The sequence below is a fragment of the Nocardioides proteolyticus genome (genome assembly GCF_051280635.3).
Taxonomy (GTDB): domain Bacteria; phylum Actinomycetota; class Actinomycetes; order Propionibacteriales; family Nocardioidaceae; genus Nocardioides.
Map to the genome: position 1 here is coordinate 45407 of NZ_JBNBPO030000021.1, position 17001 is coordinate 62407.

The window sequence follows — 17001 nt, forward strand, 5'->3', positions numbered from 1 at the left end:
GGAGCGGCACACCCGGCCGGGCCTCACCGCGGCGGCAGTAGGTTGGGGGCCACCCGCTCAGCGACAGGAGCACCGCTCGCCATGACCCACGTCTCCGACGAGCCGACGAACCCCACGGGATCGACGCTGCGCCGTCCCGACGTGGGCCCCGGCACGCCGCTGACGCCCGAGGAGCTGGCCGGTGCCAGCGAGTCGATCCAGCGGGTCTCCGACGCGTTCTCCAGCCGGGTGGTGGGGCAGCACTCGGTGCGCACCGCCCTGCTGGTCACCCTCCTCGCAGAGGGCCACGTGCTGCTCGAGAGCGTGCCGGGGCTGGCGAAGACCCTCGCCTCCGCGACCCTCGCCCAGGCGGTCAGCGCCCGCTTCTCCCGCATCCAGTGCACCCCCGACCTGCTGCCGAGCGACATCATCGGCACCCAGGTCTACGACCCCCGCCGCCACGAGTTCGAGACCCAGCTGGGTCCGGTGCACGCCAACTTCGTGCTGCTCGACGAGATCAACCGCGCCAGCGCGAAGACCCAGTCGGCGCTGCTCGAGGCGATGCAGGAGCGCCAGACCTCGATCGCCGGCACCATCCACCCGCTGCCGACGCCGTTCATGGTGCTGGCGACGCAGAACCCGATCGAGGAGGAGGGCACCTACGTCCTCCCCCACGCCCAGATGGACCGGTTCCTGCTGAAGGAGATCGTCGACTACCCCAGCGAGGTCGACGAGCTGACGGTCCTCGAGCGGATCGACGACGGCACCCTGGGCCAGCACATGACCGGCGTCGAGCCGGTGGTCACCACCGCCGAGGTCGCCGAGCTCCAGGCGCTCGTCCGCCGCGTGTACGTCGACCCCGCCATCAAGCGGTACGTCGTCTCCCTCGTCCGCGCCACCCGCCACGTCGGCCAGCTGCTGGGTCCCGAGCTCGGCAACTACGTCGAGATCGGGGCGAGCCCGCGCGGCTCCATCGCGTTCTTCCAGGCGGCCCGGGCGATGGCCGTAGTGCAGGGCCGTCACTACGTCATCCCCGAGGACGTCCGCGAGCTGCGGCACAGCGTGCTGCGCCACCGGATCCACCTCAGCTTCGAGGCGCTCGCCGACCGGGTCCGCCCGGAGACGGTGATCGACGCCGTCTTCCGGACCGTGCCGACGCCGTGACCGTGCGCTGACCGGCTGCCGTCATGACCGCCCACCTCACCAGGATCAAGGCCCGGCTCTCGATCCACGCCCACCGCAGGGTGCGGGGGCTGCTCGAGGGGGAGTACGCCTCGCTGCACGTGGGCCGCGGCATCGACTTCAACGACCTCCGGGAGTACGTCCGCGGCGACGACGTGAAGGACATCGACTGGAAGGCCTCCGCCCGGAGCCGCCAGCTGCTGGTCAAGCGGTACGTCGCCGAGCGCAAGCACACCGTGCTCCTCTGCGTCTCCACCGGCCGCAGCATGGCCGCGCTCAACGGGGCGGGCGACACGTCGTACGACGTCACCAGCAAGCGCGACCTCGCGGTCTTCGTCGCCGGCATGGTCGGCTATCTCGCGGTGCGCCACGGCGACCTGGTCTCCCTGGTGCACGGCAACGCCGGCCGCCAGCACGTCCGGCCGCCCGGCAGCGGCGAGCTGCATCTCGAGCGCCTGCTCGCCGCCGTCCACGACGACACCCGGCCCGACGGACCGGCGAGCGACCTCACCGCCCTGCTCCGGTGCACCGTGCGCACCGTGCGGCGGCGCACCCTGATGGTGGTCGTCTCCGACGAGACGGCCGTGCCCGAGGAGATGGCGCTGCTCCTGCGGAGGCTGACGGCGCAGCACGAGGTGCTCTTCCTGACGATCGGGGACCTCGACCCCACGGTGCCGGCGCTCGCCGACCGACGGCTCGTCGACGTCGACGCGGGCGCCGAGGTGCCCGGCTGGCTGCGCCACGACGCCCGGCTCCGGCGCGAGTACGCCGCGCTCGTGGACGCCGAGGAGCAGCAGCTGCACCGGCGTCTCGAGCAGCTCGGCGTGGTCCACGAGCGGGTGCACGACGTGGACGGCGCCATCGGCGCCGTGTTCCGGCTCCTGGAGAGGCACCGGCATGCTCGCCGGCGCTAGCGGCCGCGGGCTCGGCCGCGCGCTCGCCGACGAGCTGCCGGCGGAGTTCTCCGGGCCGGTCGGCTACGCCGACCGGTGGCTGTGGATCGCGGTGGCCCTGGTGGCCGTGGCGGTCCTGTTCTACGCCCTGTCCTGGTGGTTCACCCGTCCGCCTCGCGACCGCGGCGTCGTCCGGCGCGAGGTGGACGTCGCCGACGCCCAGCGCAGCCACCTGGCGCGGATCGACGCGGTCGCGGCCGAGGTGCGCAGCGGCGCGCTCGGCGCCCGTGACGGCCACCAGCGGCTGAGCGAGGTCGTCCGTTCCTACGTCGCAACGGTCACCACCCTGCCCGCGCGGACCATGGCGCTGGCGGACTTCCGCGCGCGGGCCCCGCAGGAGCTGGTGGACGCGATCGAGCTGATGTACCCACCGGAGTTCGCCCCGGAGGACGACCCGGCCCGGACCCGGTTCGACGACGCGGTCAGCCGGTCGCGGGGGCTGGTGGCGACATGGAGCTGAGCTGGGACGCCGACGGCACCGGCTTCCGGTGGCTGTGGCTGGTGCTGGTGCTGGCGGCGCTGGTCGTCGTGCTGCTCGTCGCCTGGAGCCGGACCTGGGTGCGTCGTACTCCCCCGCAGGCGGCGTACGTCGCCCACGCGGACCGGTTGCGCTCGCTGCCCCGCTACCAGGCCCTCGTCCGCCGGCGGGTGGTGCTCGGCGCGTGCCTGACCCTGGCCGCGCTCGTCGCCTGCGCCGGCGCGATCGTGCTCGCCGGGCGGATCCAGGAGCGGCAGACGCTGGAGCGGTCGGACGCGACCCGCGACATCATGCTGTGCCTCGACGCGTCGGGGTCGATGGTGGACGTGGACGCGGAGGTGCTGCGGGAGTTCCGCAAGATCGTCGCCGGACTCCAGGGCGAGCGGGTCGGGCTGACCATCTGGAGCGGCGTCGCGATCACCGTGTTCCCGCTGACCGACGACTACGAGTTCGTGCAGGAGCGGCTCGTCGAGGCCGAGTCGGCGTTCGGCGAGGGTGGCGTCTACAGCGAGCGGTACGCCCTGTTCACCGCGGGAACGGTCGTCGACTGGGACGTGCAGTCGCAGCTCGGCGACGGGTTGGCGTCGTGCGTGCAGCGCTTCGACCGGAAGGACCAGCAGCGCAGCCGCGCCGTCGTCCTCGCCTCCGACAACGAGCCGATCGGTCGGGGGATCTACACGGTCGCCGACGCGGCCGCCCTCGCGGCGTCGCGGGGCGTCGTGGTGCACGGCATCGCCGCGCCCGCCACCGCCGAGCGACCCAGGGCCCGGGCGGAGTTCGAGGCCGCGGTGACGCGCACCGGTGGCACCTTCGCGCAGCTCGGCGAGGACGGCAGCGCGGCGGCCGTGGTGGAGGCGATCGGCCGGCTGGAGGCCAAGGAGATCGACCGCCCCCCGCTGGTCCAGGTGCTCGACCGGCCCCAGCTCGGCACGGTGCTCGCCGGTCTCGGCGTCGGCGGCCTGGTGGCCGTCTGGATCGTCGAGGGCGTGCTCGCCGTCCGCGGCCGGCGGGAGGACCTGCCGTGAGCCCGGCCCTCGCCTCGGCGCTCGTGATCGCGCGGCGCGTCGGCATCGCCCTGACCTTCGTGGTCGTGCTGCTGCGCCCCGGCGTCGGCGAGGCCGAGGTGCCGACCCAGCTCTCCGACCTCGAGGTCCTGGTCGTCGTGGACCGGACCCGCTCCATGGCCGCGCTCGACCACGCCGACCGGCAGGCCCGGATCCAGGGGGTCCAGGCGGACCTGACCACGCTGGCCGAGAAGCTGCCGGGTGCCCGCTTCGGGATGCTGCTGTTCGGCGCGGAGACGCGCCTGGTGCTGCCCTTCACCACCGACGCCGCCGCGTTCGCGGCGGCCGTCGAGACGATCCAGCTCGAAGGCCCCCGCGACGGGACCGGCTCCCGGGCCGACCGGCCGGTGCCCGAGCTCCGCGAGGTGCTCGAGCGGGCCGAGGAGAGTGCGCCTCAGCGCCGTCGCGTCGTGGTCTACGCCGGGGACGGCGAGGACACCACCCAGGCCGGCCAGGACCGGTCCTTCGCCCAGGTCGCCGACCTCGTCGACGAGGGCGTCGTGCTGGGCTACGGCACGACCCGGGGCGCGGTCATGCCGGTCTCCGACGACTACGACGCCAGCGAGGGCTTCGTCCGCGACAACGACTCCTACGACAACGCCGTCTCCCGCGCCGACCTGGACAACCTGCGGTCCATCGCGGAGGAGCTGGGCGTGCCGTTCGAGCACCGCACCGGCCCCGGCGGGATGGGCGCCGTCGCGGCGTCGTTCGACGCCTCCTACGCCGACAGCCGGGACGGCGGCCGGCCCGCCGAGCACGACCTGACCTGGCTCTTCGGCCTGCTGCTCCTCGGCCTGGTGCTGCTGGAGCTGCGGGCGGGCTGGCGGGCGGTGTGGACGGCACCGCACACCCTCGCCGGCCGAGACCCGAGCGGAGCCGGCCGGTGACCGGCCGGCGGCGGCTGCGCCGGTATCTGCTGCTCGGCGGCCTGCTGCCCACCGTGCTGGTCCTGGCCTTCGCCGTGAAGGTGGTCTGGATGCTGCAGGACAACGCCGCCGGCCGGGACGCCTTCCTGCGCGGCGACTACGACGGGGCCCAGGGCTCCTTCGCCGAGACGCGGTCGCTGAACCTGCTCGAGCCGTGGGTGGCGCCGTTCGACGAGGGCACCGCCCACCACGCCGAGGGCGAGCTCGACTCCGCCATCGCCGACTACGGGACCGCCCTGGACGACGTGCCGACCCGCGAGGAGTGCACGGTGCGGATCAACCTGGCCCTCGCCCACGAGGCGGTGGGCGACGCCCGGGCGGAGGCGCAGGACCACGACGGCGCCATCGCGTCGTGGCAGGCCGGCATCGAGGCGCTGGCCGACGGCGGCTGCCCGCAGGAGTCGGGCAGGGGCGAGGAGCAGACCCGCGACGCCGAGGCCGTCGACAAGCGGCTCCGCGACAAGGTGGAGCAGCAGGAGCAGGAGCGACAGCAGCAGCAGCCTCCTCCGCCGCCGCAGCCCGGCGACAGCGAGGGCGACGAGCCCGACCCGCGCGAGGAGCAGCTGGAGCGCAACAACCAGCGCGGGCTGGAGCAGCGTCGCGAGGACCGCGAGCGGTACGACGACCCGGACTACTCGCGCCCGTACGCCTGGTGAACCGGCGACGACCCGGTCAGCGGCGCAGCAGCCGCCTGAGGAGCAGCACGCCGAGCACCACCGCGACGGCACCGGCGACCTGGCGGCCGTAGGAGCGCAGCAGCACGGGCAGCACCGCCGCGCCCAGGTCGAGCGCATCGTCGTCGTCGGCCGGCGGGGGGCCGCCCCGTTGAGTGCTCTGCGGCGTCGGCGACGGCTGGGGCGCGGAGGCGGGCCCGGCGTCCTGGTCGCCCGCCGGCTCCTCGGCCGCCGCGGCGCCGGTGGGCACCGAGGCCGGGCCGGCGTCGGGGTCCGCGTCGGCGCCTGCATCGAGCTCCGCGCCGTCGCCGCTGCTGCCGCCGCCGGGCGCCAGCCGCTGCTCGAGGCAGGACACGAACTGGCCGAGGAGCTTGTCGGAGACGTCCTGCATCACGCCCCGGCCGAACTGGGCCGGCTTGCCGGTGATCGCGAGGTCGGTCAGCACCTCCACCCGCGTGGCGTCGCCGTCCGGCGCCATCGAGACCGTCACCTTCGCGCCGGCCGTGCCGTTCCCCCGCTTGTCGCGGCCCTTGGCGTCGACCACGAACCGGCGGGCCGCGGCGTCGCGCTCGACGAACGACCCCGCGCCGGTGTACACGAGCGCGATCGGACCGAGCTTCACCTTGCAGGTGCCCTCGAAGGTGGGCGCCCCGTCGTCGGTCTCCCCCACCGAGGTGACCTGGGCGCCCGGGAAGCACTCGGCGAGACCGCCGATGTCCTGGAAGTGCTCCCAGGTCCGGTCGACCGGCGTGGGGACGGTGAAGGTGTGCGTCAGTTCCATCCAGGCCTCAGGCGGGGGCGGCGGTGCCGTTGCGGCCGGCGGCGGCGAGCACGGCGCGACGGGTGAGCACGGTCGCGAGGTGGCGCCGGTAGTCGGCGTCCCCGTTGAGGTCGCTCGGCGGGCTGGTGCCCTCCGCGGCGTGCGCGGCGGCCGCGGCCACCGCCTCCTCCGTCGCCGGCTGGCCGGCGAGCGCCTCCTCGACCGCCCGCGCGCGCAACGGCGTGGAACCCATGTTGGTCAGGCCGATGCGCGCCTCGGCGATGGTGTCGCCCTCGGTCCGGACGGTGGCGGCGACCGCGACGACGGGCCACTGGTGCGCGATGCGCACGAACTTCTCGTACGACGCCCCCCAGCCGGTGTGCTTCGGCAGGTGCACCTCGGTGAGGATCTCGTCCTCGGAGATCGCGGTCTCGAAGAGGTCGACGAAGAACTCCGAGGCGGGGACCGACCGGGTGCCGCCGGGCCCCTGCACCATGAAGGTGGCGTCCAGCGCCAGCGCCGGGGCCCCGAGGTCGCCCGCGGGGTCGGCGTGCGCGAGCGCTCCGCCGAAGGTGCCACGGTGCCGCACCTGGGCGTCGGCGAGGTGGGTCACCGCCTTGGACACCACGGTCGCGTGCTCGTGCACGAGTGGGTCCTGGCCCACGGCGTGGTGCGTGGTCATCGCGCCGACCACCAGGTGGTCGCCGGCGTCGCGGACCCCGCGCAGGGACTCGATGCGGCCGAGGTCGATCACCCACTCCGGGGCGTTCAGCCGCATCCGGAGCACCGGGAGCAGGCTCTGCCCTCCGGCGATGATCTTCACGTCCTCGCCGGCGCCGCTGTGCTCGCGGAGAGCCTGCAGCGCCTCCTCGACCGAGGTCGGGGCGACGTACTCGAAGGCTGCGGGGATCATGCTGCACCTCCCGTGGTGCGGTCGACGTTGCCGTCCAGACCGGTGGACTCATCGAAGTGCGGCGCCGCGGCGCCGGTGGTGGGGCTGGCGGGCGAGCCGCCGTTGATCGCGCGCCAGACCCGTTCGGGCGTGCACGGCATCTGGATGTCGTCGACGCCCAGGTGGCGCACGGCGTCGACGATCGCGTTGACCACCGCCGGCGTCGAGGCGATGGTGCCGGCCTCGCCCACGCCCTTGGCGCCGAGCGAGTTCGTCGTGCACGGCGAGGTGGTGTGGTCGATCTCGAAGGAGATCGTGTCCGCCGCCGTCGGGAGCAGGTAGTCGACGAAGGAGCCGGAGACGAGGGTGCCGTTGTCGTCGTACACCGCCTCCTCCCAGAGCGCCTGGGCGATGCCCTGCACGAGTCCGCCGTGGACCTGGCCGGCCACGATCAGCGGGTTGATGATCTGGCCGATGTCGTCGCAGGCGACGTACTTGCGCATCCGCACCTGGCCGGTCTCGGTGTCCACCTCCATTGCGCACAGGTGGGTCCCGTGGGGGTAGTTGAAGTTCACCGGGTCATACGTCGCCTCGGAGTCCAGCGACGCCTCGACCCCGTCGGGCAGGTTGTGCGCGGCGAAGACCGCGGTCGCGATCTCGGTCAGCGCCAGGCCCTGGTCGGTGCCGCGCACGGCGAACCTGCCGTCGCTGAACTCGAGGTCGTCGACGGCGGCCTCGAGCAGGTGGGCGGCGATCGGCTTGGCCTTCTCGATCACCTTGTCGGCGGCCCGGACGAGGGCCTCGCCGCCGACGACGAGGCTGCGCGACCCGTAGGTGTCCAGGCCCTTGTGCGACACCTGGGTGTCGCCGTGCAGGATCTCGACGTCCTCGAACGGCACGCCGAGCCGGTCGGCGATGATCTGGCTGAACGCCGTCTCGTGGCCCTGGCCGTGGGCCGAGGCGCCGGTGAGCACCTCCACCTTGCCGGTCGGCAGCATCCGGACCTCGGCGTGCTCCCACCCGCCCGCGCCGTAGTTGAGCTGGCCGAGCACCCGCGAGGGCGCCAGGCCGCACATCTCGGTGAAGGTGGAGATGCCGAGCCCGAGCTGCACCTTGTCGCCGCGGGCCCGGCGCTCCTCCTGCTCGCGCCGGAGCTCGTCGTAGCCGAACATCTCCTTGGCGCGGGCGGTGGCGGCCTCGTAGTTGCCCGAGTCGTACTCCAGCCCGGCCACCGTGGTGAACGGGAACTCCTCGGCCTTGATCCAGTTCCGCTCGCGGATCTCCAGCGGGTCGACGCCGACCTCGGCGGCGAGCTCGTCCATCAGCCGCTCGATCGCGTACGTCGCCTCGGGCCGGCCCGCGCCGCGGTAGGCGTCGGTCCAGGTCTTGTTGGTCAGCACGTTGGTGGTCTGGAACTGGTAGGCCGGGAACTTGTAGATCGCGTTGAACATGAAGGCACCCAGCACGGGCACACCGCCGCCGACGATGGCGACGTAGGCGCCCAGGTCGGTTAGCAGGTCGACCTTGAGCCCGGTCACCGTGCCGTCCTTGGTGGCCGCCAGCGTCAGCCGCTGCCACTGGTCGCGCCCGTGGTGGGCGCTGAGCAGCGACTCGCTGCGGGTCTCGGTGAACTTCACCGGCTTGCCCAGCCGGCGGGCGACGGCGAAGGCGATCATCTCCTCCGGCGTCTGCTGCAGCTTGCCGCCGAAGCCACCGCCGACGTCGGGCGCGATCACCCGGATCTTCGACTCGGGCACGCCCGTGCTGGCGGCCATCGCGAACCGCAGGATGTGCGGGATCTGGGTCGCCGACCACACCGTGATCTGCTCGCCGGTGGGGTCGACCACCACGCTCCGCGGCTCCATGAACGCCGGGATCAGCCGCTGCTGGCGGTACTCCCGCTCGATCACGATGCCCTCGGTGCGGGCCTTCGCGATGGCCTCCTCGACGTCGCCGCCGGTGCCGGCCTCGGCCGAGTCGAACCGCCAGACCGCGCTCACGTTGGTGCCGAGGTCGGGATGCGCCAGCGCGCCGCCGTTCTCGTGTGCGGCGGCCGCCTCCTTGAGGTCCAGAGCGGCGGGCAGCTCCTCGTAGTCCACCTCGACCAGCTCCGCGGCGTCGCGGGCCTCGGCGGCGCTGCGCGCGACGACCACGGCCACCGTCTCGCCGGCGAAGGCGACCCGGTCGGCCGGCATCGGGACGTGCGCCGGGGTGACCTGGTCCTCCACCACCGGCCAGGCGTTGATGCAGGCCCCCTGCGCCTCGCCCAGATCGGCGCCGGTGAGCACGGCGACGACGTTGGGGCTCGCCTTCGCCGCGGTCGTGTCGATGCCGGTGATCCGCGCGTGGGCGAACGGACTGCGCACCATCGCCAGGTGCAACATGCCGGGGAGCTGGAGGTTGTCGGTCCACCGGGTGCGACCCGTGATCAGCCGCTGGTCCTCCTTGCGGCGGCGGTCGCGACCGATCTCCGGGCTCGACGCGGCCGGGCCGGTCTCCTGGGTGGCGGTCATGCCCCGACCCCTTCCGGCTGGTCGGTGGACTGGCCCGACGCGTGCTGCACCGCCTTGACGATGTTGTGGTAGCCGGTGCAGCGGCAGAGGTTGCCCTCGAGACCGAGGCGGATCGCCTCCTCGGAGGGTCGCGGGTTCTCGTTGAGCAGGTCGATGCTCTGCATGATCATCCCCGGCGTGCAGAAGCCGCACTGGAGGCCGTGGCACTCGCGGAATGCCTCCTGCACCGGGTGCAGGGCGCCGTCGTCGCCGGCGAGGCCCTCGACGGTGGTGACCTCCCGACCGTCGGCCTGGACGGCGAGGACGTTGCACGACTTGACGCTGGTGCCGTCGAGGTGGACGGTGCACGCGCCGCAGTTGCTGGTGTCGCAGCCGACCACCGTGCCGGTCTTGCCGAGGCGGTCGCGGAGGTACTGCACGAGCAGCATCCGGGGTTCGACGTCGTCGGTCACCGACTGACCGTCGACGGTGAGGTTGATCCGGGTCATGACACTCCCTAGGTCGAGCCGGGTCCGGGGGGACCTGTGACCCGGGTCACGCTAGGCAGCGCCGGTTGGTCGTTGGTTGGGCCGCCGGTCAGCGGGCGACCAGGGCGGCGTACCGCTCCTCGAGCGCGGCGATCTCGTCGCGGCCCGGCTGCCGTGCAGCGCCCGTGTCGACCGTCTCGGCCAAGGCGTCCAGGCAGACGTGGTAGCCCGCGAGGGCCCCATGAGCGCCGTGCGGTCCCTCGCCGCCGAGGGGGATCCACGTGGTGAACCGCAGCAGGGTCGCGTCACCGTCCGGCTCCAGCTCGAACCGCAGGCGGTCGGCGTCCCAGGTCAGCTCGAACACCCGCGGCGGGTCCCAGGTCAGGATCCGGCCCGGGAGGGACGGGTCGCCCGGGTCGACGCCGATCTCGGCGAGCTCGTCGCCGGCGGCCGCCACCGACCGGGGCCAGAACCGCAGGGTCACCTCGGCGCCCGCCGCCCGCTTGCCCACGATATCGGCCGGGAACCAGTGCTGGAGACCCTCGGACTCGGTCAGCGCGCGCCACACCGTCTCGGGCCGGTGACCCAGGCGCCGCTCGTAGCGGAGGACGACCTGCTCGCCGTCGCGCTCCATGCTGCCCATCCGGTCCATCCGGTCCATCGCCTGCTCGGCCATGCTCACTCCTCGTCGTCGTCGGACTGCTCGGCAGGGAGGCCGTCCAGGTGCCGCTCGAGGGCGTCGAGGCGGTCGGCCCAGATCTCCCGGAATGGCGCCACCCAGGCCTCGAGCTCGGCCAGCGCGTCCGGCGCGAGGGCGTAGTGGCGTCGCGGGCCGTCGACCCGGACGCGCACCAGCGCGGCCCGGTCGAGCACCCGGAGGTGCTTGGACACGTTGGGCTGGGCGACGCCGAGGGCCGCGACCAGGTCGCCGACCGGCATCTCGCCGGTCCGCAGCAGGTCAAGGATGCGTCGCCGGGTGCCGTCGGCCACCGCCTCGAAGACGTCCGGTGCTCCCATGCCGGATAATATGCCGCGTGCGGCATATGCCTGTCAAGGCATGACGTGCCCTCAGCCGTGGGCGACCGTGAGCCGCGCCTTCAACAGCGGGACGGCCGGGTGCGGCCGGCCCGCCACCGGCCGCAGCTGCTCCAGGCAGGCCTCCAGCACCGCGGTGTCGTACGGCGCCAGCTCGCTGTAGCGCAGCACCGCGTCGGGCTGGGGGTCGGCGAGCAGCGCCTCGCGGAGCGCGACGGCGACGTACTCCCCCATCTCGACCAGCGCCGGGCTCTCGGTGCCGGGCACCAGGTCGCCGCCGTAGGCCTCCACGGCGGCGGCCGCGTCGCCGCGGCGCAGCAGCCCCAGCACGTGCTCCACGTCCGTCGCGACCGGCATCAGCAGCCGGTAGGGCCGCGACGCGAGTTGGCCGCCCAGCGCGTGGCGCAGGTGGGACACCTCGGCCTTGAGCGTCGAGAAGGTGACGGCATGGTCGCCGTACAGCAGCGCGTGGAGCTGCTCGAGGGACAACCCGTCCGGGTGCAGGGCCAGCAGCGCCAGGATCTCCGTCTGGCGCCGGTTGAGCAGCAGCCGCTGCCCGTCGACGCGCGCCTCGGCGGTGCCGAGCAGGGTCATCACCAGCCCGGGGTCGGCGGTCTCCTCGGCGGCGCCCTCGTAGTGGTGGGTGTGCGGCATCGCCTGCTCGACCAGCCGCGCCAGCACCCTGGCGGTCGCGAGACCGATCGGATGGGTCCGCTCCCACGTGGTGGAGATGTCGAGGACGCCGAGCTTGGCCCCGGTGACGGGGTCGTGCATGGGTGCGGCCCAGCACACCCAGTTGTGCACGATCGGGGCGTAGTGCTCGGCGCTGAACACCATCGCCGGCCGGCTCGTGCGGTTGGCGAGGTCGAGGGCGTTGGTGCCGACCGACCGGTCGTCCCAGCGGCCGCCCCGCACGAAGTTGACGCTCTCGGCCCGGCGCCGCATCACCCGGCCGCCGTAGGTCCACAGGATGCGGGTCTGCGGGTCGGTCACCGCGACCACGAGGTCCCCGTCGGCGGCGGTACGACGCAGCTCCTCCTCCACCCGCTCGACGGCCACCTGCAGCGGCGAGTCGCGCCACCGGGCGAGCGTCTCGGACTCGTCGGCCAGCGGGGCGGCGCTCACGGTCGTCGGCACGGCCGACTCCGAGCGGGTCCAGCTCTGGTAGATCTCCGGCCGCACCAGCCGGTCCGCCCCCTCGCTGTGCTCGACGAAGCGGGTCCAGGCCTGGACCGCCTCGACCCGTTGGGCCTGCAGCTCTGCGCGCGCCATGCCGTCCAGACTAGGGCGCGGAGTGACGTGCGTCACCACGCTGCGCGCTGCCCAGGAGATCGGCGTCGTGATGGATCCGGCCGTCGGTCACCGCCAGCGGCTCGCCGCTGCCGCCCCACCGCCGGGCGATGATCTCGGCGGCGATGCTGATCGCCGTCTCCTCCGGCGTGCGGGCGCCGAGGTCCAGCCCGATCGGGCTGGAGAGCCGCGCCAGCTCGGCCTCGCCGAGCCCGGCCTCGCGCAGCCGCTGGAGCCGGTCGTCGTGGGTCCGGCGCGAGCCCATCGCGCCGACGTAGGCCAGGTCCGGCATCCGCAGCGCCTGGTCGAGGACCGGCACGTCGAACTTCGGGTCGTGGGTCAGCACGGTGATCACCGTGCGGGCGTCGATCCGCCCCGCGGCCCGCTCCGCCGCCAGGTAGCGGTGCGGCCACTCCACCACCACCTCGTCGGCCTCCGGGAACCGGCTGGCCGTCGCGAACACGGGCCGCGCGTCGCACACGGTGACGTGGTAGCCGAGGAAGCTGCCGACGCGGGCGACCGCCGCGGCGAAGTCGATCGCGCCGAAGACCAGCATCCGGGGACGGGGCGCGAACCCCCACACAAACACCCGCATCCCCTCCCCACGCCGCTCCCCGTCGGGGCCGTAGCCGAGCGTGCCGTGGTGACCGGCGGCGAGCAGGCCCAGGGCGTCGTCGCGGACGGCCGCGTCGATCCGCTCGCTCCCCAGCGACCCACGCACCTGGCGAATTTGCTGTGGATCGGCCGCCGGGACGACAAATCCGCCAGGTGCGTCATCGGGCCGGAGCACCATCCGGCGGCCGACGAGGGTGGGGTCGGGGTGCTCCACGACGGTGGCGACCGCGACCGGGCGGCCGGCCTCGATGTCGGCCGCGATGTCGCCCAGCTCGGGGAACGTCGCGCGGGAGACCTTCTCGACGTACACGTCGAGGATGCCGCCGCAGGTCAGGCCGACGGCGAACGCGTCGTCGTCGGAGACGCCGTAGCGCTGGAGCACCGGCCGCCCGGTCTCGACCACCTCGTTCGCCAGCTCGTAGACGGCGCCCTCGACGCAGCCGCCGGAGACCGAGCCGACCGCGGAGCCGTCGGGCCCCACCAGCATCGAGGCACCCGGCGGCCGCGGCGCGGACCGGAACGTCGCCACCACGGTGCCCATCCCGACCGTCTCCCCGGCCTCCCACCACGGCAGCAGCTGGCCCAGCACCTCACGCATCGGCGATCACCCCGGCGAGCTCGGCGAAGGTCGCCAGCGAGTGGCCGGCCAGGAAGTCGTCGACGTGCGGCAGCACCGCGACCACGCCCTGCTGCACCGGCGCGTAGCCGTCCTTGCCGCGGTGGGGGTTGACCCAGACGACGCGGTGCGCGAGCCGGCGCAGGCGGGCCGCCTGCTCGCCGAGGAGGCGGGCGTCCCCCCGCTCCCAGCCGTCGCTGAGCACGACCACGACGGCGCCGCGGGCCATGCCGCGCTGGCCCCACCGGTCGAGGAACGCCTGGATCGTCTCGCCGAGACGGGTGCCGCCGGACCAGTCCGGCACCGCCTCGCCGGCCGCCGCCAGGGCGCGGTCGGCGTCGCGCAGCCGCATCGCCGGCGTGAGCCGGGTGAGCCGGGTGCCGACGCTGAACACCTCGACGTCCCGCGCGGCCGTGCCGCCGCCGGCGCCCGCCGGGCCGCCGTGGGTGATCCGGTGCGCGAGGCGGAGCAGCGCGTCGGCGTAGCCGCTCATCGAGCCCGACACGTCCACCAGGACGACCACCCGGCGCGAGCGGGTGCCGCGACGCCGACGGTGGATCTGCGCGGGCTCGCCCATCCGGCGCAGGCTCGAGCGCAGCGTGAGTGAGGCGTCGACGTCGCCGCGCCGGTGCGCCGTACGGCGAGCCGCGGACCGGCGGGGAAGCCGGACCGGCAGCGCGGCGAACATCGCGGCGAGCAGGGCCCGCTCCGCGGGGTCGAGCGTCGCCACGTCCCGGTGCCGCAGCACCTCGGCGGCGCTGGCCGCGGCGCGGACCGGGTCGTCGTCGCGGCCGTCGGAGCCGTCCGCGAGCTCGTCATCGGGCAGCAGCGCCGTCGCGCGGTCGGCGCGCGGCGGTCGGCCGGGGCGGATCCCCGACGACGTCGCCGTGCTGAACCAGTCCTCGAAGACCCGGTCGTGCCGCTCGACGTCCTCGCGACTCGCACAGAGGGTGGCGCGCCCGGCGGCGCGGACGGCACCCCGGTCGGCGAGCCCGACGAGGGCGACGGCGGCGAGATAGGCGTGGGCCCGGTCCTGAGTGACCGGCACCCCGGCCGCGCGGAGCGCGCCGGCGAAGCCGAGGAGGAGCTCCTCCGGCGGCCTCGTCCCAGCGGGCGCCGCCGTCATCGGGCCAGCATCCGGTCGAGCGCCGCCCGCACCCGCTCGGCGTCGTCGCGGTACTTCACCAGCGCGCCGAGGGTCCGCGCCGCCGTCTCGACGTCGAGGTCCGCGGTGCCGAGGTGGTGCAACGCCCGGGCCCAGTCGAGGGTCTCGGCGACGCCCGGCGGCTTGAGCAGGTCGTCGCGCGAGCGCAGCTGCTGCACCACCTCCACGACCTGACGCGCGAGCTCCGCGGTCACCTCCGGCGCCCGGCTGCGCACGATCGCCACCTCGCGCTCCAGCCCGGGGTGCTCGATCCAGTGGTAGAGGCATCGCCGCTTCAGGGCGTCGTGCAGCTCCCGCGTGCGGTTGGACGTCAGCACGACCGTCGGCGGCACTGCCGCCTGCACGGCGCCGAGCTCGGGGATGGTCACCTGGTAGGTCGACAGCACCTCCAGCAGGAACGCCTCGAACTCGTCGTCGGCGCGGTCCACCTCGTCGACCAGCAGCACCGCCGGGCTCCGCTGCAGCGCGGCCAGCACCGGCCGCGCGAGCAGGAAGCGCTCGTCGTACAGGCTCTTCTCGGCCTCGGTCACGTCGCCCCCGGCCGAGCCGCCCGACAGCGCCTCGAGCGCACGCAGGTGCAGGATCTGGCGAGGGAAGTCCCAGTCGTAGAGCGCCTGGGTGGCGTCGATCCCCTCGTAGCACTGCAGCCGGATCAGCGGCTGCCCGAGTGCGGTCGCGAGCGCCTCGGCGAGCGCCGTCTTGCCCGTGCCGGGCTCGCCCTCGAGGAGCAGCGGCCGGCCCATCGCCTGGCTGAGGTAGGCCACCGTGGCCAGGTCGTCGTCGCACAGGTAGCCGGTCTCCTGCAGCCGGCCGGCGAGCGCCGCGACACGGGTGTCCATGGTGCCGACGCTAGGGCGGGGTCGTTGGTCCGAGGTTGGCCCGCGTCCGGCCTCCCGATGACCAGGGACAGTGGTCAGGGACGGCAGTCAGGGGCGGTGGTCGACGTCCGCGCCGGTCGCGAGGTCGCCGCACTCGACGAGCGCCGGCTGGTGGCGGGCGAGGTAGCCGCGCGCCCCGCGGTCGCCGGCCGCCTCGTCGCACACGCCCGGCCAGTGGTCGCGGCCGAGCAGGACGGGATGCCCCGGCGTGCCGTCGTACGACGCCCGCGCGAGCGTCGACCTGTCGCCCGGCGCCGCATCGAGGACCCGGCGCACCACCGCGGCCGTCACGTCGGGCAGGTCGACGAGGTGGACGAGCGCGGCGTCGTCCCCGCCCTCGGCGAGGGTCCGCAGGCCCGCCCGCAGCGACGCTCCCATCCCCGCCTCCCACGCGGCCGCGCGGACGGCGTGGACGGCGTGGACGGGGGACAGGTCTGGGAGCCCTTCGGCGAGCAGCCACTCCGCCTCGTCGGCCGCGGCGCCGAGCACGACCGTCACCTCGTCGCAGCCGCCGTCCAGCAGCACACCGACCGAACGGGTCAGCCACGGCCGGCCGTCGTCGTCACGCACGAGCGCCTTCGGCATGCCCATCCGCCGGCCGGCGCCGGCGGCCAGGAGGAGGCCGTGGACGGTCATGGGGACATCCTGCCCCGCGACGTCAGTTGGCGACGGTCAGCAGCACGGCGGCGTCGGTGACGGCCTCGAGGTCGTGGCGCTCCTGCGGGATGACGACGTGGTCGCCGGCAGTGCCCGACCACGTCCGGTCGCCCGCATGGAGCGCGACCTCTCCGGAGAGGACCTGCAACGTCGCCTCGTCGGGAGCCTCGTGCTCGCCGAGGCGGGCCCCGGCACGCAGCGCGATCACCGTCTGGCGCAGCCGGTGCTCGCGGCCGCCGTACACGGTCACCGCGGCGCGGCCGCTGTGGGCCCCGCGAGCCGCGGAGACCTTCTCCTCGATGATCGACGTCAGCGAGGTGCTGTCCATGGAACTCTCCCTTCCTCGACGGGGTGCCCACCGGTCGGTGGGACGGGTACGTGATGCGCGTGCTGGTGCGGGTGGTCGTGCGCGTGCCTCCCGGCGTGGGCGGCGTCCACCTGGGCCCACCCGTCGGCGCCGAGCGTGACGACGGCGACCGGGAAGATGCCGAGGTTCTCCTGGTCGATGTGGTCGGCCAGCTCGTCCAGCAGCTCCCGCACGAGGTCGGCGAAGTCGGCTGCTGAGGGGTCGAGCCCGTCGAGCACAACCCCGAACTGGCGGTGGTCGCCCTCGAGCCGATCGAGCACCTCGACGTACTCGCCGGTCGCGCGGAGCGCGGCGAAGAGCCCGGCCTCCTCACGCCGTGCGTGCGGGCCCAGCTGCGCGCGCAGCTCGCGAAGGAGCGCCAGCGTCCGGTGACGGTCGGACTCGGCCAACGACCGGCGCACCCTCGCACTCAGCTCCATCAGCTCGAAGTGCTCGTCCATCAGCTGGGCGATCGGCTCCACGCCCCGGCATCCGCAGTGCTCGCACATGC

The 17001-nt window shown here is 74.2% G+C and carries 19 protein-coding genes; 6 read left to right on the forward strand and 13 right to left on the reverse strand.

Annotated features, from left to right (window positions below):
* Positions 1–81 precede the first annotated feature (81 nt).
* The 6 genes from ACPOLA_RS13485 to ACPOLA_RS13510 are packed head-to-tail and all read left to right on the forward strand — an operon-like array spanning position 82 to position 5238.
* Complete coding sequence (locus tag ACPOLA_RS13485) at positions 82–1143, forward strand: AAA family ATPase (RefSeq protein WP_435770954.1); 1062 nt, start codon at positions 82–84, stop codon at positions 1141–1143.
* A 23-nt stretch (positions 1144–1166) separates the two neighbouring features.
* Positions 1167–2075 carry a DUF58 domain-containing protein gene (locus tag ACPOLA_RS13490; RefSeq protein WP_435770955.1) on the forward strand — a complete coding sequence of 303 codons (909 nt, stop codon included), beginning with the start codon at positions 1167–1169 and terminating at the stop codon, positions 2073–2075.
* Positions 2059–2574, forward strand: coding sequence for a hypothetical protein (locus ACPOLA_RS13495; protein ID WP_435770956.1), 516 nt, complete (start codon positions 2059–2061; stop codon positions 2572–2574). Before ACPOLA_RS13490 ends, ACPOLA_RS13495 begins: the two co-directional genes overlap by 17 nt.
* Complete coding sequence (locus ACPOLA_RS13500) at positions 2565–3617, forward strand: vWA domain-containing protein (RefSeq protein WP_435770957.1); 1053 nt, start codon at positions 2565–2567, stop codon at positions 3615–3617. The genes ACPOLA_RS13495 and ACPOLA_RS13500 overlap by 10 nt, the downstream gene beginning before the upstream one ends.
* On the forward strand, positions 3614–4543 hold the full coding sequence (locus ACPOLA_RS13505; RefSeq protein WP_435770958.1) for a vWA domain-containing protein: 930 nt from the start codon (positions 3614–3616) through the stop codon (positions 4541–4543). Before ACPOLA_RS13500 ends, ACPOLA_RS13505 begins: the two co-directional genes overlap by 4 nt.
* Positions 4540–5238 carry a tetratricopeptide repeat protein gene (locus ACPOLA_RS13510; protein ID WP_435770959.1) on the forward strand — a complete coding sequence of 233 codons (699 nt, stop codon included), beginning with the start codon at positions 4540–4542 and terminating at the stop codon, positions 5236–5238. Before ACPOLA_RS13505 ends, ACPOLA_RS13510 begins: the two co-directional genes overlap by 4 nt.
* Positions 5239–5254: 16 nt before the next feature.
* Here the strand turns inward: ACPOLA_RS13510 and ACPOLA_RS13515 are convergent, their stop codons facing one another.
* The 13 genes from ACPOLA_RS13515 to ACPOLA_RS13575 form a co-directional block, all read right to left on the reverse strand.
* Positions 5255–6037, reverse strand: coding sequence for an SRPBCC family protein (locus ACPOLA_RS13515; protein WP_435770960.1), 783 nt, complete (start codon positions 6035–6037; stop codon positions 5255–5257).
* 7 nt (positions 6038–6044) lie between these two features.
* Positions 6045–6929 (reverse strand): FAD binding domain-containing protein, encoded by an 885-nt coding sequence (locus ACPOLA_RS13520; RefSeq protein ID WP_435770961.1) that lies wholly within the window; start codon positions 6927–6929, stop codon positions 6045–6047.
* Positions 6926–9421, reverse strand: coding sequence for a xanthine dehydrogenase family protein molybdopterin-binding subunit (locus ACPOLA_RS13525; RefSeq protein WP_435770962.1), 2496 nt, complete (start codon positions 9419–9421; stop codon positions 6926–6928). Before ACPOLA_RS13525 ends, ACPOLA_RS13520 begins: the two co-directional genes overlap by 4 nt.
* Positions 9418–9909 carry a (2Fe-2S)-binding protein gene (locus tag ACPOLA_RS13530; protein ID WP_435770963.1) on the reverse strand — a complete coding sequence of 164 codons (492 nt, stop codon included), beginning with the start codon at positions 9907–9909 and terminating at the stop codon, positions 9418–9420. The genes ACPOLA_RS13525 and ACPOLA_RS13530 overlap by 4 nt, the downstream gene beginning before the upstream one ends.
* Before the next feature lie 88 nt (positions 9910–9997).
* Positions 9998–10564, reverse strand: a complete 567-nt coding sequence (locus tag ACPOLA_RS13535) for an SRPBCC domain-containing protein (protein WP_435770964.1) — start codon at positions 10562–10564, stop codon at positions 9998–10000.
* 2 nt (positions 10565–10566) lie between these two features.
* Positions 10567–10905: an ArsR/SmtB family transcription factor gene (locus ACPOLA_RS13540; RefSeq protein WP_435770965.1), complete on the reverse strand. Its 339-nt coding sequence runs from the start codon at positions 10903–10905 to the stop codon at positions 10567–10569.
* A 51-nt stretch (positions 10906–10956) separates the two neighbouring features.
* Positions 10957–12195: a transcriptional regulator gene (locus ACPOLA_RS13545; protein ID WP_435770966.1), complete on the reverse strand. Its 1239-nt coding sequence runs from the start codon at positions 12193–12195 to the stop codon at positions 10957–10959.
* Between the two features lie 10 nt (positions 12196–12205).
* Positions 12206–13426: an XdhC family protein gene (locus ACPOLA_RS13550; protein ID WP_435770967.1), complete on the reverse strand. Its 1221-nt coding sequence runs from the start codon at positions 13424–13426 to the stop codon at positions 12206–12208.
* Entirely contained in the window at positions 13419–14570 is a 1152-nt protein-coding gene (locus ACPOLA_RS13555) for a vWA domain-containing protein (protein WP_435770968.1), read from the reverse strand. Before ACPOLA_RS13555 ends, ACPOLA_RS13550 begins: the two co-directional genes overlap by 8 nt.
* Entirely contained in the window at positions 14567–15448 is an 882-nt protein-coding gene (locus ACPOLA_RS13560) for an AAA family ATPase (protein ID WP_435770969.1), read from the reverse strand. Before ACPOLA_RS13560 ends, ACPOLA_RS13555 begins: the two co-directional genes overlap by 4 nt.
* Positions 15449–15535: 87 nt before the next feature.
* The gene (locus ACPOLA_RS13565) at positions 15536–16123 is read right to left on the reverse strand and encodes a nucleotidyltransferase family protein (RefSeq protein WP_435770970.1); all 588 of its coding nucleotides are present in this window, start codon (positions 16121–16123) and stop codon (positions 15536–15538) included.
* 22 nt (positions 16124–16145) lie between these two features.
* Positions 16146–16472, reverse strand: coding sequence for a cupin domain-containing protein (locus ACPOLA_RS13570; protein WP_435770971.1), 327 nt, complete (start codon positions 16470–16472; stop codon positions 16146–16148).
* The gene (locus tag ACPOLA_RS13575) at positions 16454–16999 is read right to left on the reverse strand and encodes a hemerythrin domain-containing protein (RefSeq protein WP_435770972.1); all 546 of its coding nucleotides are present in this window, start codon (positions 16997–16999) and stop codon (positions 16454–16456) included. The genes ACPOLA_RS13570 and ACPOLA_RS13575 overlap by 19 nt, the downstream gene beginning before the upstream one ends.
* Between the last annotated feature and the right edge of the window lie 2 nt (positions 17000–17001).

Excerpts from the sequence above, each read along its gene's own strand:
- ACPOLA_RS13485 (WP_435770954.1), top strand. The coding sequence starts at position 82 with ATGACCCACGTCTCCGACGAGCCGACGAACCCCACGGGATCGACGCTG.
- ACPOLA_RS13490 (WP_435770955.1), top strand. The coding sequence starts at position 1,167 with ATGACCGCCCACCTCACCAGGATCAAGGCCCGGCTCTCGATCCACGCC.
- ACPOLA_RS13495 (WP_435770956.1), top strand. The coding sequence starts at position 2,059 with ATGCTCGCCGGCGCTAGCGGCCGCGGGCTCGGCCGCGCGCTCGCCGAC.
- ACPOLA_RS13500 (WP_435770957.1), top strand. The coding sequence starts at position 2,565 with ATGGAGCTGAGCTGGGACGCCGACGGCACCGGCTTCCGGTGGCTGTGG.
- ACPOLA_RS13515 (WP_435770960.1), bottom strand. The coding sequence starts at position 6,037 with ATGGAACTGACGCACACCTTCACCGTCCCCACGCCGGTCGACCGGACC.
- ACPOLA_RS13520 (WP_435770961.1), bottom strand. The coding sequence starts at position 6,929 with ATGATCCCCGCAGCCTTCGAGTACGTCGCCCCGACCTCGGTCGAGGAG.
- ACPOLA_RS13525 (WP_435770962.1), bottom strand. The coding sequence starts at position 9,421 with ATGACCGCCACCCAGGAGACCGGCCCGGCCGCGTCGAGCCCGGAGATC.
- ACPOLA_RS13530 (WP_435770963.1), bottom strand. The coding sequence starts at position 9,909 with ATGACCCGGATCAACCTCACCGTCGACGGTCAGTCGGTGACCGACGAC.
- ACPOLA_RS13535 (WP_435770964.1), bottom strand. The coding sequence starts at position 10,564 with ATGGCCGAGCAGGCGATGGACCGGATGGACCGGATGGGCAGCATGGAG.
- ACPOLA_RS13540 (WP_435770965.1), bottom strand. The coding sequence starts at position 10,905 with ATGGGAGCACCGGACGTCTTCGAGGCGGTGGCCGACGGCACCCGGCGA.
- ACPOLA_RS13545 (WP_435770966.1), bottom strand. The coding sequence starts at position 12,195 with ATGGCGCGCGCAGAGCTGCAGGCCCAACGGGTCGAGGCGGTCCAGGCC.
- ACPOLA_RS13550 (WP_435770967.1), bottom strand. The coding sequence starts at position 13,426 with ATGCGTGAGGTGCTGGGCCAGCTGCTGCCGTGGTGGGAGGCCGGGGAG.
- ACPOLA_RS13555 (WP_435770968.1), bottom strand. The coding sequence starts at position 14,570 with ATGACGGCGGCGCCCGCTGGGACGAGGCCGCCGGAGGAGCTCCTCCTC.
- ACPOLA_RS13560 (WP_435770969.1), bottom strand. The coding sequence starts at position 15,448 with ATGGACACCCGTGTCGCGGCGCTCGCCGGCCGGCTGCAGGAGACCGGC.
- ACPOLA_RS13565 (WP_435770970.1), bottom strand. The coding sequence starts at position 16,123 with ATGACCGTCCACGGCCTCCTCCTGGCCGCCGGCGCCGGCCGGCGGATG.
- ACPOLA_RS13570 (WP_435770971.1), bottom strand. The coding sequence starts at position 16,472 with ATGGACAGCACCTCGCTGACGTCGATCATCGAGGAGAAGGTCTCCGCG.
- ACPOLA_RS13575 (WP_435770972.1), bottom strand. The coding sequence starts at position 16,999 with ATGTGCGAGCACTGCGGATGCCGGGGCGTGGAGCCGATCGCCCAGCTG.